Annotated in this window: 16 protein-coding genes; 15 read left to right on the top strand and 1 reads right to left on the bottom strand. The window is 64.2% G+C overall.

The window, feature by feature from the left end; genetic code table 11:
* The 7 genes from shn_RS35720 (at nucleotide 1) to shn_RS04715 (ending at nucleotide 8,042) form a co-directional block, all read left to right on the top strand.
* Nucleotides 1-246, top strand: coding sequence for a hypothetical protein (locus tag shn_RS35720; protein WP_145925868.1), 246 nt, complete (start codon nucleotides 1-3; stop codon nucleotides 244-246).
* 14 nt (nucleotides 247-260) lie between these two features.
* A complete protein-coding gene (locus tag shn_RS04740) occupies nucleotides 261-758 on the top strand; it encodes an RNA polymerase sigma factor (RefSeq protein ID WP_064329380.1) in 498 nt (165 codons plus the stop codon).
* A gap of 16 nt (nucleotides 759-774) precedes the next feature.
* On the top strand, nucleotides 775-1,770 hold the full coding sequence (locus shn_RS04735; RefSeq protein ID WP_084437768.1) for a FecR family protein: 996 nt from the start codon (nucleotides 775-777) through the stop codon (nucleotides 1,768-1,770).
* A gap of 153 nt (nucleotides 1,771-1,923) precedes the next feature.
* Nucleotides 1,924-4,299: a TonB-dependent siderophore receptor gene (locus tag shn_RS04730; protein ID WP_064329379.1), complete on the top strand. Its 2,376-nt coding sequence runs from the start codon at nucleotides 1,924-1,926 to the stop codon at nucleotides 4,297-4,299.
* 43 nt (nucleotides 4,300-4,342) lie between these two features.
* Entirely contained in the window at nucleotides 4,343-5,227 is an 885-nt protein-coding gene (locus shn_RS04725) for an ABC transporter substrate-binding protein (RefSeq protein WP_064329378.1), read from the top strand.
* Nucleotides 5,224-7,170, top strand: coding sequence for a Fe(3+)-hydroxamate ABC transporter permease FhuB (fhuB, locus tag shn_RS04720; RefSeq protein WP_064329377.1), 1,947 nt, complete (start codon nucleotides 5,224-5,226; stop codon nucleotides 7,168-7,170). The genes shn_RS04725 and fhuB overlap by 4 nt, the downstream gene beginning before the upstream one ends.
* Before the next feature lie 65 nt (nucleotides 7,171-7,235).
* Nucleotides 7,236-8,042 carry an ABC transporter ATP-binding protein gene (locus shn_RS04715; protein ID WP_064329376.1) on the top strand — a complete coding sequence of 269 codons (807 nt, stop codon included), beginning with the start codon at nucleotides 7,236-7,238 and terminating at the stop codon, nucleotides 8,040-8,042.
* Between the two features lie 303 nt (nucleotides 8,043-8,345).
* Here the strand turns inward: shn_RS04715 and shn_RS04710 are convergent, their stop codons facing one another.
* Nucleotides 8,346-9,743: a S8 family serine peptidase gene (locus shn_RS04710; RefSeq protein WP_245337368.1), complete on the bottom strand. Its 1,398-nt coding sequence runs from the start codon at nucleotides 9,741-9,743 to the stop codon at nucleotides 8,346-8,348.
* A 98-nt stretch (nucleotides 9,744-9,841) separates the two neighbouring features.
* Here shn_RS04710 and shn_RS04705 point away from each other — a divergent pair, with 98 nt between their 5' ends.
* The 8 genes from shn_RS04705 to shn_RS36310 all read left to right on the top strand — a co-directional run bounded on the left by shn_RS04705 (nucleotide 9,842) and on the right by shn_RS36310 (nucleotide 14,299).
* Complete coding sequence (locus shn_RS04705; RefSeq protein WP_064329375.1) at nucleotides 9,842-10,384, top strand: RNA polymerase sigma factor; 543 nt, start codon at nucleotides 9,842-9,844, stop codon at nucleotides 10,382-10,384.
* Nucleotides 10,381-11,109, top strand: a complete 729-nt coding sequence (locus shn_RS04700; RefSeq protein ID WP_064329374.1) for an anti-sigma factor — start codon at nucleotides 10,381-10,383, stop codon at nucleotides 11,107-11,109. Before shn_RS04705 ends, shn_RS04700 begins: the two co-directional genes overlap by 4 nt.
* Nucleotides 11,110-11,251: 142 nt before the next feature.
* Complete coding sequence (locus shn_RS04695; RefSeq protein ID WP_064329373.1) at nucleotides 11,252-11,884, top strand: TetR/AcrR family transcriptional regulator; 633 nt, start codon at nucleotides 11,252-11,254, stop codon at nucleotides 11,882-11,884.
* 1 nt (nucleotide 11,885) lies between these two features.
* Nucleotides 11,886-12,422, top strand: a complete 537-nt coding sequence (locus shn_RS04690; protein WP_064329372.1) for a GFA family protein — start codon at nucleotides 11,886-11,888, stop codon at nucleotides 12,420-12,422.
* Complete coding sequence (locus tag shn_RS04685; protein ID WP_064329371.1) at nucleotides 12,415-12,708, top strand: hypothetical protein; 294 nt, start codon at nucleotides 12,415-12,417, stop codon at nucleotides 12,706-12,708. Before shn_RS04690 ends, shn_RS04685 begins: the two co-directional genes overlap by 8 nt.
* Before the next feature lie 85 nt (nucleotides 12,709-12,793).
* Nucleotides 12,794-13,510: a DUF6065 family protein gene (locus shn_RS04680; protein WP_064329370.1), complete on the top strand. Its 717-nt coding sequence runs from the start codon at nucleotides 12,794-12,796 to the stop codon at nucleotides 13,508-13,510.
* A 177-nt stretch (nucleotides 13,511-13,687) separates the two neighbouring features.
* On the top strand, nucleotides 13,688-14,047 hold the full coding sequence (locus shn_RS34885) for a hypothetical protein (RefSeq protein WP_084437764.1): 360 nt from the start codon (nucleotides 13,688-13,690) through the stop codon (nucleotides 14,045-14,047).
* A 111-nt stretch (nucleotides 14,048-14,158) separates the two neighbouring features.
* Complete coding sequence (locus shn_RS36310) at nucleotides 14,159-14,299, top strand: hypothetical protein (protein WP_168168878.1); 141 nt, start codon at nucleotides 14,159-14,161, stop codon at nucleotides 14,297-14,299.
* The last annotated feature ends 58 nt before the right edge of the window (nucleotides 14,300-14,357 follow it).

Raw genomic sequence — 14,357 nt, 5'->3', positions numbered from 1 at the left:
ATGCAGGCAATCGACGATCGCGAAGGTGCGGTCGCGTCTCCGGCCTGGTGTTGCGGTACCCTCTCACGCAGAAGAGGATATTCCGTCAGCGCGAACATGGTGCGCCTCAACACCCCCCATTTACAAAACATGATTATTATATACAAGTATTTTGCCAACGCCTCGACCGACGCGAGGCTTTCTTGCTGCAACCGCGCCACTCTGGTTGCATTCCGTCACGATGAATGCCGATGGAAGATCGACTGAGATTCTAGAAGAAAATGACGTCCAAGTATGAGGAAATGGCCACTCTCTATCTCACGGAACGAGAGCGACTTCACCGGCAGATAAACCGGCGTGTGGGATGTGCCGCCACGGCCTATGACCTTGTGCAGGACATCTTCCTGCGCCTGTGGGAGCGCTCTCCACTGCGTACGGACAACGACGCGGCTTATCTTTCGCGCTGCGCCCGCAATGCGGCGATCGACCATTTGCGGGCACAGCAGACGCGCCGATCCCTCGAGAACGGACTGCTGCCGGAACAATACGCCACCGCATCGGTGTCGCCACAAGAGATTCTGGAGGCCCGGCAAGGCATTCGCAGCATTGATGAGGCTCTTGCAGTACTTCCAAAGCAGACGCGGCATATCTTCCTTCTCAATCGCGTTCATGCCAGAACCTTCGCCGAGATCGCCGCCGCCATGGGCATTTCCCAGAGGGCCGTGGCCAAGCATATGGCGCGGGCCGTCGCGGCCTGCCAGAAAACCCTCGTCGATTGAGGGCCGGAAGAGCGCCATGACGAAGACCGTGACATCAGACAGAACCACCCAGAATATCGAGGCCGAAGCCCGCGCCTGGTTCATCGACCTGCTCCAGGCGCCGACGGAACGCAAAAGGATCGCCTTCGAAACCTGGCAGAAGGCCGACCCTGCCCATGCGGAGGCCTTCCGTACTATCGCACTCGCCTGGGAGGCGGCTGAGCAACCCGGCAAACGCCTTGCCGAAGCGGAAGCCGACGAACTGGCGGTCTATCTTCGCGCCATGGATGGCGAGAAAAGCCGCACACGGACCACTCGTCGCCTTTCGGGTCTTGCCCTGGTGCTGCTCTGTCTTCTGAGCGCGGCCATATGGCTGGAACGTCCGCACCTCTTCCAGGACCTGGCCGCAGACTATGTCAGCCCCCGTGGCGAGCGTGCCAGCATCCGGCTGGCCGACGGGTCGATCGTCCTGCTCGACGCCGACAGCGCGCTGGCAGAGGATTTTACGGCGGGCGAACGGCGTGTGCGTCTGTTGCGTGGCGCAGCCTTCTTCGATGTGGTGCACAATGCGGAAAAACCGTTTGTGGTGGCAGCAGGCGAAGGGGAAGTCCGCGTCCTCGGCACGCTCTTCGATGTCCGTCTGTTCGACGGCCGGGCGGTTGTGACGCTTGCCAATGGCAGCGTCTCGGTTACGGCCGGTCCGGACCGGGCGAAGGCCTTGCTGAAACCGGGCGAACAGGTGGCGTTCGATGACGCGGGCCTTGCTGCCGTCGAAAGCGTGAACATCGAGGACAGCCTTGCCTGGCGCAATGGCCGCTTCGTCTTCTACCGCGCCCGTCTTGCCGATGTGGTGCGCGAGATCGAGCGCTACAGGCCAGGCCGGATCGTCATCGCTTCAACCGCGCTGGCAAACGAGCGTGTCACCGGCAGCTTCCCGCTTGACGACACAGATGCCGCGCTCGCCTCGCTCCAGGCCTCCGTAGGGTTCCGTTTCAACGCGCTGGCAGGGCGCCTGACCCTGATCACCCCATGACGCCGGCCGGCCTCGACAATACATGAAAAGGAAAATCAAGATTTTTTCATGAAAGGGGTTCATCGCCCCTGCCTCTCATCCGTGAAGGAGACAGAACGCGGACGAAATAGGCTTTCGCCGCGCATTGTCCTGCAGTTGAGAGGAAAAAATGCGATGAGACGGAATGGCATGGGGCGAACCGGCTATCTTCTCGCGGCCGGCCTGCTGGCATCGGCGGCATGGGGTTCGGCAGGAGGCGCATTTGCGCAAGCGCAGATCCAGAGCCGGGCGTTCACCTTCGACATCGCCGCCAAGCCGGTAACGCAGGCCGTCAACGATATCGGCCGGGTCACCGGCCTGTCGGTCGTCTTCCGCGAAAACCGCGCGATCGCCAAGACCGGCAAGCCCGTGCACGGCCCGATGACGGCGAATGAGGCCCTCTCCCGGCTGCTCGACGGCACCGGCCTCCTCTATCGCTTCAGCAATGCGACGACCGTGCAGATCTACGATCCGGTCGCGACCGACGGCTCGACCGTCAGCGTCGAGGGTTCCACGGGTCTGGCCCCTATCGTGGTCGACGGCGATGGCAACGGCGCGAACAGCTTCGTCGCAACCCGCTCCATGGGAGCACTGAAGACCGACGCCCAGCTCATCGAAGTGCCGCAATCGGTGTCGGTCATCGGCCGCAAGCAGATGGAAGCGCAGAATGCGCAGAGCGTGACGGAAGTGCTACGCTACGTTCCCGGCGTCGCGATCGAGACCTACGGGCCGGATCCCAAAGGCTATGACTGGATCATGATGCGCGGCTTCAACGCCCAGGCGACGAGCTCCTATCTCGACGGATTGCGTCAGGTTTCCAGCAGCTACAGCTTCTACCGCACCGACCCCTATGCGCTCGATACCATCGAGGTGCTGCGCGGCCCCTCCTCCTCGCTCTATGGCCAGAGTGACGCGGGCGGCATCGTCAACAAGACGTCGAAGAGGCCGACGGAAAAGGAGGTGCGGCAGGTCGAGCTCGAATATGGCAGCCATGACCGCAAGCAGGCCGCCTTCGATCTCGGCGGTGCGCTGAACGAAGACAAGAGCATCCTCTATCGCATTGTCGGCGTTGCCAGAGACGCCAATACCCAGTTCCAGTATTCGGATGGCACCGAAATCGGTGACGACCGCCTGATGATCGCTCCGTCGATTACCTGGAAGCCGGACGAGGACACGACCCTGACCATCACGGGCCAAGCACTGAAGGATGAAAGCGGCGGCACGATCATGCTCTTCACGCCGACCAACATTCTTCTCGGCGATCCCAGCTTCAACCAGAGCACTCAGGAGCAGCAGTCCATCGGTTACGAATTCGAACATCGCTTCGATGACACCTGGACGGTCCGCCAGAATGTTCGTTACGGCCATGTCGACTTCACCCTGGACAACATCTTCCTGTCGGGGCTTGGCACGGCCGGCCTCGACCGCTTCGCCCGGCACTTCGACGAAAGCTTCGATTCCTTCACGGTCGACAACCAGGTTCAGGCCGAATTCGAGACCGGCGCCCTTTCGCACCAGGCGCTGTTCGGTCTCGACTATAGCTGGTCGGACGCCGACGTCAGACGCTATCAGGGCCCAGCCCCTTCGCTGAATCCCTACGCACCGGTCTATGGCGTTACCATCCCGACGCCGACCACACCCATCGTCAACTACGCCGAGCGCTACAACCAGACCGGCATCTACGCCCAGGACCGGATCAAATTCGGCAACGGATTCATCGCGACGCTGGGCGGGCGCTATGACTGGCTCAATCTGGATACGCACAATCGCCTGACGGGCGCGGATACCAATATTGACATCGGCAACTTCTCCGGCCGTGCTGGTCTCAGCTACGTCACCGCGTTCGGTCTCGCTCCCTATGTCAGCTTCTCGCAATCCTTCGTGCCGAACAGCGGTGTCGACGAAAACGGCAACACGTTCGATCCCTCCCGCGGCCGCCAGTGGGAGGTCGGCGTCAAATATCAGCCCGACAGCTTCGACGGCCTCTTTACCGTGGCCTATTTCGACATCGTGAAGACGAATGTCCTCAACTACCTGTCCACCGGCTATGCGGTCGCAACGGGCGAAATCGCTTCACGCGGCCTGGAGGTCGAAGGCAAGGTCAGCATTGGCGGCGGCTGGGATTTCACGGGCTCCTATACCTATACCAACGCGGAAATCACGAAGGACGCGCTGGGCTATGTCGGCAATCGCCCCATGCTCGTGCCGGAACATCAGGCATCGGGCTGGCTCAACTACACGTTCAATGACGGCGTGCTGGAGGGTGCCTCGCTCGGCGCAGGCGTTCGCTACGTCGGAGAGGTCTATGGCAACAATGCCAATTCCGTTTCCGTTCCGGGCCGGACGCTTTTCGATATCGGGGCCAGCTATCGCGTCAACGAACACGCCAAGGTCTCGCTGAACGCGACGAACCTCTTCGACAAGAAGTATTTCACGACCTGCGAGTCCAGCTACTCCTGCTACCAGGGTGATCGGCGCTCGGTCATCGGCAAACTGACCGTCGATTTCTGAGAACAGGGAATGCGCCGTCGCAAGGCGGCGCTCCCATGCGATCATGTTGAATCGACGCTCCTTACTTGCCGGCGGCCTTGCCGCCCTTCTCCCCTTCTCCCCTCTGCGGGCGCAGGGGCATCGGCGCATCGCCGCCATCGACTGGGCGGCAGCGGAGTCTCTGCTTGCTCTCGGCGTCGCCCCGCTCGCCGTTGCCGACACCGGCTACTACAATCAGCGCATGCCGCAGGCGCTGCCCGCCGAAACGCACGACATCGGCCCGTTCTGGGAAATCAATCTCGAACTCCTGGACAGGCTTCGCCCGGACCTCGTCTTCATCGGCGCGCCTAGCCTGTTCATGACGCCGCGACTGCATGAAATCGCACCGGTCGAGGTGGTGGCTGACATGACCGGCGCCGAGAGCTATGGCCGAGCCGCAGCCATTCTCCGGCAATGCGGGCGGGCCGCGGAGCTTTCGGACAGCGCAGCCGAAACGGTGTTGTCCGGGATCGAGCGTCGAATGGACGCGCTCGCCGCAAGCCTCGGCCGGACGCGTCCCGTCTGTATCCTCCTTCCCGACCAGAGCGGCAGCCGCGCCATGATCTATGGCAATGGCAGCATGCCGGGCTCGGTGATCGCCCGGCTGGGTCTCGTCAACGCCTGGCAGGGGCCGACCAATGCCAGCGGCTTCATTCAGGTCGGCTTCGAGTCGCTGATGGCGCTGGAGGACGCCGTCTTTCTGCAGATGGAAATTCCTTCGCTCGCTCCACAGACCGAGCGGGTGCTGGCCGACAGCCAGCTCTGGCACCGCCTTCCCGCCGTTCGCGAACAAAGGGTCGTCCGCATCAGCCAGTTCTATCCTTTCGGCGGCTGCCGCTCGACCCTTCATCTTGCCGAAGCGCTGGCCCATGCTCTTTCAGGCCCTTCCGGAGCAGGCATACCGCGATGATCGTCCAAGCCTTCCGCAGTCCCCATCGCGGACCATGGCAGACGGCCATGCTTGCCGCGCCGGCCATCGCGCTCACCCTGATGGCGGTCCTCGACGCGAGCGATCCGGCCATCCTATGTTACAGCACGCTGCCGCGAGTCGCCGCGGCCCTGGTTTCCGGGTTCCTTCTGGGGCTTGCTGGCGCCGTCTTCCAGCGCGCCTTCGACAATCCATTGGCAGAACCGACGATCCTCGGCATCTCCGGCGGCGCGGCGCTATGCCTGGCAGCAAGCCTCGTCTTCGCGCCGGCGCTCTGGTCCTACGGCTATCAGGGCGTTGCGCTGGCCGGCGCGGCGCTCGCCCTTCTGACGGCGCTCGCCGTCGCCTGGGGGCCGCGCCTGTCCTCGCAGACGCTGGTGCTTGCCGGGGTCATGATCAATCTCTTCTGCAACGCGGCCTATGCAGCCCTCGTCCTGTTCAACCACGACTTTCTCAGCAATCTCCTGACCTGGCAGGCCGGCTCGCTGCAACAGAGCGGCTGGGATCCTTCACTCCGGTTGGCGATCGTGGCCGCCCTCGCCGTCGGCCCGCTCTGCCTGCTGGAACGGCCGCTCCGGCTTCTTTCCCTCGGTGACGGGGCCGCGACGAGCTTCGGCCTGCCGGTGCGCACGGTCAAGCTTTCCCTGCTCGTCATCGCCTCGCTCCTGGCAGCGTTCGTCACGGCGGAGTTCGGGCAGATCGGCCTTGTCGGACTGGCCGCCCCCGCACTCGCCCGGACGATCTGGCGGCAGGGCCATCCCGGACTCCTCCGATGCGGAGTGACCGGCGCCCTGCTCCTGTTGTTGACGGACCAGGCCATCCGCTTGCTTTCCACCGTCACCGGCGACCTGCCGGTCGGAGCAGCGGCCGGGCTGCTGGCGGGGCCGCTCCTGATTTTTCTCGCCCGCACAACGCCAGTCGGTATCCCGAAGACAACCACGATCTCTCCCGGCGGCCACAATGGCGGTGGCACGAGGCGAATTGCCGTTCTCGCCCTCCTTCTGGCTGCAGCCTTCGCAGTCGCTCTTTTTTATGGCCGCGGCCCGGAAGGCTGGTCGCTCGCGGGTCGGGACGATCTGGCCCTTGTCTGGCGCTGGCGTCTTCCGCCACTGCTTGCATCGGCCGGCGCTGGCCTCTGCCTCGCCCTGGCGGGCTTTCTGTTGCAGCGCCTGCTGCGCAATCCGCTCGCCAGCCCGGACCTCCTCGGTATCAGCCACGGCGCCGGCCTGGCGCTCGCCGTTGCTTTCGTGGTCCTGCCGACCCTCGGGGTCGCGACGAAGTTGGCGATCACGATGGCGGGAGCAACCATAGCGTTGCTTCTCGTGACCCTGCTCGGGCTCCGGTCACGGTTCGAGCCTTCGCGCATGCTTCTTCTCGGCGTGGGGCTCGCCAGCACGGCCAATGCCATGCTCGTCATCGCACTCGCCGGCGGCGGGCAACGCGGTGCCGCTTTGCTCGGGTGGTTTTCGGGCATGACGACCGGCGTGAATCTTGCCGCCGCCATCGCAGCGTGCCTGACAGGTCTCACCTGCCTCACCGCCTGCCTCACGCTGCACCGGCAGGTCGACCTCTTCGCTCTTGGCGATGCGACGGCGGCAAGTTTTGGCGTTCGCGTTCCTGCGGTAAGGACTTTTGGTATCGCCTTGGCGGCGATGGCGACGGCTGCGGGAACCATGGTCGTCGGCCCGATCAGCTTCATCGGCCTGATGGTGCCGCACGTCGCCGCCGTGCTCGGATTCCGCAGCACGGCCAGCGCCAGCATCGCCAGCGGCCTGATCGGCGCGCTCGCCATGACCGTTGCGGAATGGCTGAGCCGCAATCTCGCATGGCCCTGGTCTCTCTCGCCCAGTCTGCTGGCCGCCATGGTCGCCGGTCCATGGTTCCTGTGGCATCTGCGCCGCCAGGCAAGGGACGGCGGTCAATGAACACAGCCCGCCTGTCGATCGCCGCATCGTCTGCACACGACGGCCAAAATCATGAGGTAAGCTCCATGCTCCATCCGTCATCGCTCCTTTCGGACGCGCGACCCCTCTTTTCTCTGGACGGCATCTCATACAGCGTTGACGGACGCACGATCCTGCATGCGCTCGATCTGCAGCTATTCACAGGAAAAACGATCGGCCTGATCGGGCACAACGGCTCGGGCAAATCGACCCTGATCAAGATTCTTGCCCGGCAGATCACGCCGACCGCCGGCTATATCCGCTTCGGCGAGCGCCCGCTCGACGGCTGGCCGAACCGGGAATTTGCCCGCAACCTTGCCTATATGCCGCAACAGACACCAGTCGCGGCGGGAACCCGCGTCCGTGAACTCGTGAAATTCGGGCGCTATCCCTGGCACGGCGCACTCGGCGCATTTCGCCCGAAGGACGCAAGGAAGGTGGACGAAGCGCTCGACCTCACAGGCATGACGGCGCTCGCCGACCGTCCTGTCGAGACGCTCTCGGGTGGCGAGCATCAACGCGCCTGGCTGGCCGTGCTGGTCGCACAGGATACCAGGTGCTTCCTGCTGGACGAACCAATCTCGGCGCTCGACATCGCTCATCAGATCGCAGTGCTCGATCTCATACGCACCCTGACGAAAACAAAGGGGCTTTCCGTCATCATGGTCCTGCACGACGTCAACATGGCGAGCCGATACTGCGATGAAATCATTGCGCTGCACGGCGGCTCGCTCATCGCCCGCGGCTCTCCGCAATCGATCATGACGCCCGATGTCCTCAAGGCCGTCTACGGTGTTGATTTCAGGGTATACGGTGAGACCGGAGATGGCCCGTTGTCAGCCCTTGTTCGATAATCATCGCTCATCGCATCTCATTCGGGCTGCTCGCATGAGCGCCATGACCTGCACCCCGCTCGACGTTTCGGCACAATCGCGCGTGGACCTCGCGGGTTCCAGCCGGCAACGAAGCGGGCATGGGCGCCAAAGGACCCGCCAATCTACAAAATTAAGCCGCACCATCGCATTTCGGGACCACACAATAAGTTCTCGACCTGGCGCTGACGGTAGAGTTCCACAGATTGATGCAACTGGCGCCCGGGGGTCGTCGTTCGAGCGAAATCTGGCCGTCAGCGCACAGCGGGTCATTTTCCGCAAAGCTTACTTTCCATCTTTCGCTTGTCTGCAGAGTGCTCGCGCGTTGAGAAGCCCCCAGCCGTAGATGTTGTCCTTGCCGGGCGTGCCCATGTCCTCGGCGGATTTCGTCAACTCCGCTTCGATATCGCGCGGCGAAAGGCCGGGCTTGGCGCTAAGCAGCAGGGAAACCGCCGCCGTCACGAAAGGGGCTGCGAACGAGGTGCCGTTCTTCTGCCTTGCACCCGAGATCGAGGCCGCCGTCCAGACACCGACGCCGGGTGCGGCGATATCGATATGGGCGCCACGCACCGCCCGGCGATAGGGGTTGCCTGCCGTATCGACGGCCGTCACGGCGATGACAACTTCGTAGGCGGCGGGGTAGACCGGCTCAGCATTCGGACCGTCGTTTCCGGCGGCCGCAACGAGGATCGTTCCCCGCCCGTTGGCGGCCTCCACCGCCTGCTCGAGCACACGGTTCGCCGGCCCCGTCAGGCTGAGATTGACGACCCGGATGTTCCGCTGGATCAAGAGATCGAGCCCGCGGACGAGGTCGTAGACGCTGGCGATATCCGTGGATTTGCGGAAACGCTGGAAGGCGTCGACCGCGACGAGCTCCGAGCCTGGCAGAAGACCCGGCACACGGCTTCCCGGCGCGCCAACCAGAAGTGCCGCCACCGCCGTGCCGTGTTGCTCACCCGATTTCGCCCCCTCCCCGCCGCCGAGGTCGAGGATTTCCAGCCGCGTGCCTGCCAGCACGGCGTGCTCTGCATTGATAGCCGTGTCGATGAGACCGATGCGCTGCGGCTTCAGGCAGGCGAGGCCGCTGCCCGCCTCGCCGCTCGGCCAGCCGACCATGTGGCGCACCAGCGCGCAGCCTTCCCGCACGCAGGCGGCTTTGCCCCCGGCCTGCGGCTGGTAGAAGTGGTTGAAATCTACCGTCGCCGAGGCGCTGCGGGCCGAGACGGCAGCACGCGCCGCATCGAGCGTCATGCCTTGCGGGACGATGAGGCGCACCATTTCGCCGCCGATGAGCGCAATCTCGACCCGGTCGTCCACGACGAAACCGTCCTGCGCCAGGCCCGCGATGGCGTCGTCGTCGAGGCCGGTCGCGACGATCTCGTTCGGCGCACGGTCCGGCACCGCAACCGCGCGGCGCACGGGCGCTCGACGCACCTCGCGTGATGGCCAGCGGAACAGCGAGCGCAGGTCGCCGCGCGCTTTCGGCTGCCAGTCGCCTCCGCGACCGCCGCGGCTGCTGCCGCCACCGTCGTCCCCGCCATCATCATCATCGTCGTCGGCGAGAGCAACGGCGACGCCGGGAGCAAAGCCACCCTCCGGCGCGGGCAGCGCCACCGTACCGGCCAGGGTCAGGGCCACGAGGAGGGAGAGGCGTCCGGAGAGGGCTGCAAGGCGGCTCGGCATGGTCGATCTCCATGGCGGATGGTGGCTCGTATCGGTGACTGGTATCCTGACATACGTTTGACTCGACAGCTTATTCCATGGCGTGCCAAAGAAATCGCATGACGAATGACATGCCGACGGTGCCGGAACGGCTGGTGGCCTTCCTGCCGAACCTCAGACGCTTCGCGATCTCGCTCTGCCGGTCGCGGGAGCTCGCCGACGATCTGGTGCAGGCGGCCTGCGAGCGCGCCATCCTCGCCGCCGACAGCTTTGCGCCGGAGAGCCGCTTCGACGCCTGGATGTTCCGCATCCTGCGCAACCTGTGGATCGACCACCTGCGCCGGCTGAAGACGGCCGGCCCGCATGACGACATCGACGAGGCGCGCGACGTCTCCGTGCCCTCTGGCGAGGCCGCCGCCCATGCCCGCATGGATTTGGCCGAGGTGACCATCGCCCTCCAGAAACTGCCGGACGAGCAGCGCGAAGTGCTGGTGCTGGTCTGCGTGGAGGAGTTCAGCTACCGCGATGCGGCCGAGGTTCTCGCCATCCCGATCGGCACCGTGATGAGCCGTCTTGCCCGCGCGCGAAAAAATCTGATGGAGCTGACGGGAATAAGTTTTGGCGAGAGACGTTCGCCCGATACGAAAGGCGGCGTTTCATGAACAAAGACGATTTCGACGACGAGACATTGATGGCCTTCGCCGATGGCGAGCTGGACGAGGCGCGAAGCCTCGCGCTGGAAGAGGCGCTTGCGACCGACGAGGCGCTGGCCGAACGGCTCACCGTCTTCCTCGACAGCCGCCGGCTGGTGGGCGAGGCGCTGAAGCCGCTGATCGACGAGCCGGTGCCGGAGGCGCTGCTGGCTTCTGTGCGCAAAATGGCGGAGGAGGCACAGTCGCCCCGCGACAATATCGTCGTGTCCTTCCGCCCGAAACCGCAGCAGATGGCGCAGCCGACGACACGGCCCTGGCTCATGCCGGTTGCGGCAAGCCTCGTGGCGCTGGTGACGGGTGTCATCGGTTTCACACTCGGCAGCATGGGGCCGTCCGCAACGGATTCCGCCGCCGAGATCGCCGCCGCCCTCGACCGCGAGGTTTCCGGCCGGGACATAAGGCTCTCGGGCGCCGTGCTGCATGTCGTCGCCACGTTCCGCGACGAGCGCGGCGAACTCTGCCGCGAATATGAGCTGAAGCAGGAGGCGAGCAGCACGCTGACGGTCGCCTGCCGCCAGGACGGCGCCTGGGCGACGCGGCTGGCGCTGACGACGCCGCAGGCCGAAGGCTACGTGCCCGCCTCCACGCAGGAGACGATCGACACCTATCTCACCTCGATCCAGGCCGGCGCCCCGCTTTCCGCCGAAGAAGAACGCAAGGCGCTCGCACCCTAGCCTTTTCCAAGCCCTCATATGACATGCTGAACCGGCTTTCTTGGAGGCCGGTTCAGCGCCGTATGCGCCCGGCGCCAGGGCACAGGATAGGTTGATATCAAACCATACTTGACACATACCGACCGTATGGTATGTTCTCGTCATGTCCAGGCCAACCAAACAATCACCCGAACGCGGCAATGCACGGATCCGCCTCCTGGAGGCCGCACGTGACATCATTCGCGAAAAGGGGTTCGCGGCGACCACCATCGAGGACCTGTGCAAGGCTGCCGATGTCACCAAGGGCGCCTTCTTCCATCACTTCGGGAGCAAGGAGGCTCTCGGGGTGGCGGCCGCGGAGTTCTGGGGCGAGACGACGTCGGCCTATTTCGCCGCCGCCCTCTATCACGGTCCGAGCGAGCCGCTGGCGCGGGTTCTCGCCTATGTCGCCTTCCGCAAGGCGATCATCGCGGGCGAATTGCAGGAATTCACCTGCCTCGTCGGCACGATGGCACAGGAGGTTTTTGTGAGCGCGCCCGACATTCGCGATGCCTGCGGGCGCAGCATGTTCGGGCACACGGCAACGCTGGAGGCCGATATCGAGATGGCACGGCGCGAGCGCGGCATCACGGCGACCGGCTGGACGGCTGAGAGCCTCGCGCGCCACACGCAGGCCGTTCTCCAGGGCGGCTTCATCCTGGCGAAGGCGGCCAACGACCCCGCGCTAGCGCGCGAAAGCCTCGACCATCTGGAGCGATACATTCGATACCTGTTCAACGTCACGGAGGATGACTGAGATGCGCAGAACAACCCATATCGGCTGCGCCTGCGGCCAGACGCGCCTTGAAGTGCAGGGAGACCCGATCCTGGTTTCCGAATGCCTGTGCAACAGTTGCCGGGCCGCCGCCGGCCGGCTCGCGACGCTTCCCGGCGCGAAGAACACGCTGACCAGCTACCATGCGACACCGGCCGCGGAATACCGCAAGGACCGGGTCTGCATCCTGTCGGGCGCGGAGAACCTCAGGGAATTCCGCCTCTCCCCCACCGCCGGCTCGCGCCGCGTCGTCGCCACCTGCTGCAACACGCCCATATTCCTGGAGATGAAGGGCGCGCACTGGCTGAGCCTCTACCTGCATCTCTGGCCGGAAGCCCAAAGGCCGAGGGCGGAGCTGCGCACCATGACGAGCGACCTTGCCGATCGGTCCGGCCTGCCTGCCGACATTCCCAACCTCAAGACCCACACGGTCGCCTTCTATGGAAAACTCCTGGCGGCCTGGATCGCCATGGGCTTCCGCAATCCGAAAATCGCCGTTGGGGGGACGATTGATGTCTGACAAGATCGAAGTCGAAAACATCAACACGCCGGGCCGCACCGAAAGGCTCGACCGCACGAAATACATGGCGATGCGCGCGGCGCTGCTCGCCGCCCTGCCGGACACGGCGCCGGGCATGACAGTCGCCCAGGCGCAGGAGGCGCTGCTACCGCACCTGTCGGAGACGGATTTTCCGGAGCGGCAGAAGGCGGGCTGGTGGATGAAGGCCGTGCAGCTCGATCTCGAAGCGAAGGGCATCATCAAGCGCGCACCGAAGCGGCCGGTCCAGCTCTACCGGGTGACCTGACGCTCGGCCAAAAATTTTTCGCGCCGCCGGGAATAGGCTTCGTCCATCGCCGTTCTTCTCCCATCGATTGAAGAGGAGAACAGCGATGGCCCTGGCCCTTCTGAAGAAACCGCAGCCCCGGTTGACCTTTCTCTGCCGCAAAGAGGACGAGGGCGTGATCCCCGCCCCCGTGCGCGCCAAGACGGTGCTGCCCGACTGGTTCCGCAAATTGCCCGCGATCGACGAGACGCAGGTCTCGCCCACCAACAGCGGCATCACCGTGAAGCGCTGCATGCCCTTCCTCGACGCCATGGCCGCCGGCTGGGTGATCGGCCTTCCGGCGAGCGTGCGCATGGAAATCTCCGACGGCGGCAAGACGGTCGATTGCGGCTGGGATTTCGATCGCGCGCTGGTCAGCAATCATGCCAGCCACCAGGTCGCCGGCAATCCGCGCGAGCCGCTGCCGCCCTGCAAGTTCCACAATTACTGGACCGTCCGCACCCCGCCCGGCTGGAGCTGCCTGTTCGTGCCGCCGCTCAACCGGCCGAACGGCGTGTTCGAGGTCGTTGCCGGCGTCGTCGACACCGATACCTACCAATCGGAAATCCACTTTCCCTTCTTCGCCATCGGCGAGGACGGCCTGCATATGCTGGAACGCGGCACGCCGATCGTGCAGGTCATCCCCTTCCGCCGCGATGCCTCCGATCTCGACGCGGACATCCGTGCCGAAAGCGCGCCGGAGGGCGCGGTGCGCAAGACGATCCTGCGCAAGACGCTCGCTGCCGACGGCTGGTATCGCAAGTTCGCCCGCGCCCAGCGATAGGTTCCGAGCCGGATAAACGCCTTGGCCATCGCTGCGCCCCGCAGCGGCGGCGATGCCGCATGCGCTGCAGAAAAGGCCTATCATATTGAAATTATTTCTGTTTTATCAGGAATAAGAATTGCCGACCGCCGTTTCCCCCTCACAGCCAACGAGGCTGTCACTCAAAGGAGAAACACCATGAAGAAGGTCATCGCAATCCTGAGCGCATTCCTGGTGGTCGGCGCCGCAGCCCCCGCGCCCGCCGTCGCCGACGACCCGGTTTACCGCTTCTTGCAGAAGATGACGCGCACCAGCAAGGCGAGCCAGGCGCGCTACGGCCGCGACCGCGACGACGACCGTCGCGGTAGCTGGAGCTCGAACCGCAATTCCAACAGCTCGTCGAATTCCAACTCGAATCGCAACTCCAACTCGAATTCCAATTCCAACTCAAACTCCAATTCGAACTCGAACTCGAACTCGAACTCCAACAACAATTCCAATTCCAACAGCAACTCGAATTCGAACAGTTCCTCGAACTCGTCGTCCGACGACGATTGAGCCGCAGCCTGAAAGATCGAAAGGAGGGCGATCGTGGTCCTTTATGCAACCGCCTTTCCCGAACCCCACGCCGATCGGCGTGGGGAACCGTCTCCGACGGCCGAGCCAAGCATGCCGCCCGCCCGCGTCAAACAGATCGTCGCGGCGATCGTACTCGCCTTCAGCGCCATGCCGATCTTCCTCGCGATCGACGGCCTCACCCTCAACATGCGGCTGACGCTCGCCGTCTTCGTGGCGACGATCACCGCCTAGGTTCAGGACCTATTAATTTGTGATGAGATGTGATTCACGGTTTCTGGAAGGAGACCGT

Source organism: Shinella sp. HZN7, assembly GCF_001652565.1.
GTDB classification, from domain to species: Bacteria; Pseudomonadota; Alphaproteobacteria; order Rhizobiales; family Rhizobiaceae; genus Shinella; species Shinella granuli.
Note: the sequence above shows the minus strand (reverse complement) of the source record. Positions and strands in the feature narration are given on the sequence as shown.

Coding starts and splice junctions, on each gene's coding strand:
- shn_RS04690 (WP_064329372.1), top strand. CDS start 11,886: ATGCGCAGAACAACCCATATCGGCTGCGCCTGCGGCCAGACGCGCCTT.
- shn_RS04700 (WP_064329374.1), top strand. CDS start 10,381: ATGAACAAAGACGATTTCGACGACGAGACATTGATGGCCTTCGCCGAT.
- shn_RS04730 (WP_064329379.1), top strand. CDS start 1,924: ATGAGACGGAATGGCATGGGGCGAACCGGCTATCTTCTCGCGGCCGGC.
- shn_RS04695 (WP_064329373.1), top strand. CDS start 11,252: ATGTCCAGGCCAACCAAACAATCACCCGAACGCGGCAATGCACGGATC.
- shn_RS35720 (WP_145925868.1), top strand. CDS start 1: ATGCAGGCAATCGACGATCGCGAAGGTGCGGTCGCGTCTCCGGCCTGG.
- shn_RS04735 (WP_084437768.1), top strand. CDS start 775: ATGACGAAGACCGTGACATCAGACAGAACCACCCAGAATATCGAGGCC.
- shn_RS04685 (WP_064329371.1), top strand. CDS start 12,415: ATGTCTGACAAGATCGAAGTCGAAAACATCAACACGCCGGGCCGCACC.
- shn_RS04680 (WP_064329370.1), top strand. CDS start 12,794: ATGGCCCTGGCCCTTCTGAAGAAACCGCAGCCCCGGTTGACCTTTCTC.
- shn_RS04705 (WP_064329375.1), top strand. CDS start 9,842: ATGACGAATGACATGCCGACGGTGCCGGAACGGCTGGTGGCCTTCCTG.
- fhuB (WP_064329377.1), top strand. CDS start 5,224: ATGATCGTCCAAGCCTTCCGCAGTCCCCATCGCGGACCATGGCAGACG.
- shn_RS36310 (WP_168168878.1), top strand. CDS start 14,159: ATGCCGCCCGCCCGCGTCAAACAGATCGTCGCGGCGATCGTACTCGCC.
- shn_RS34885 (WP_084437764.1), top strand. CDS start 13,688: ATGAAGAAGGTCATCGCAATCCTGAGCGCATTCCTGGTGGTCGGCGCC.
- shn_RS04740 (WP_064329380.1), top strand. CDS start 261: ATGACGTCCAAGTATGAGGAAATGGCCACTCTCTATCTCACGGAACGA.
- shn_RS04710 (WP_245337368.1), bottom strand. CDS start 9,743: ATGCCGAGCCGCCTTGCAGCCCTCTCCGGACGCCTCTCCCTCCTCGTG.
- shn_RS04715 (WP_064329376.1), top strand. CDS start 7,236: ATGCTCCATCCGTCATCGCTCCTTTCGGACGCGCGACCCCTCTTTTCT.
- shn_RS04725 (WP_064329378.1), top strand. CDS start 4,343: ATGTTGAATCGACGCTCCTTACTTGCCGGCGGCCTTGCCGCCCTTCTC.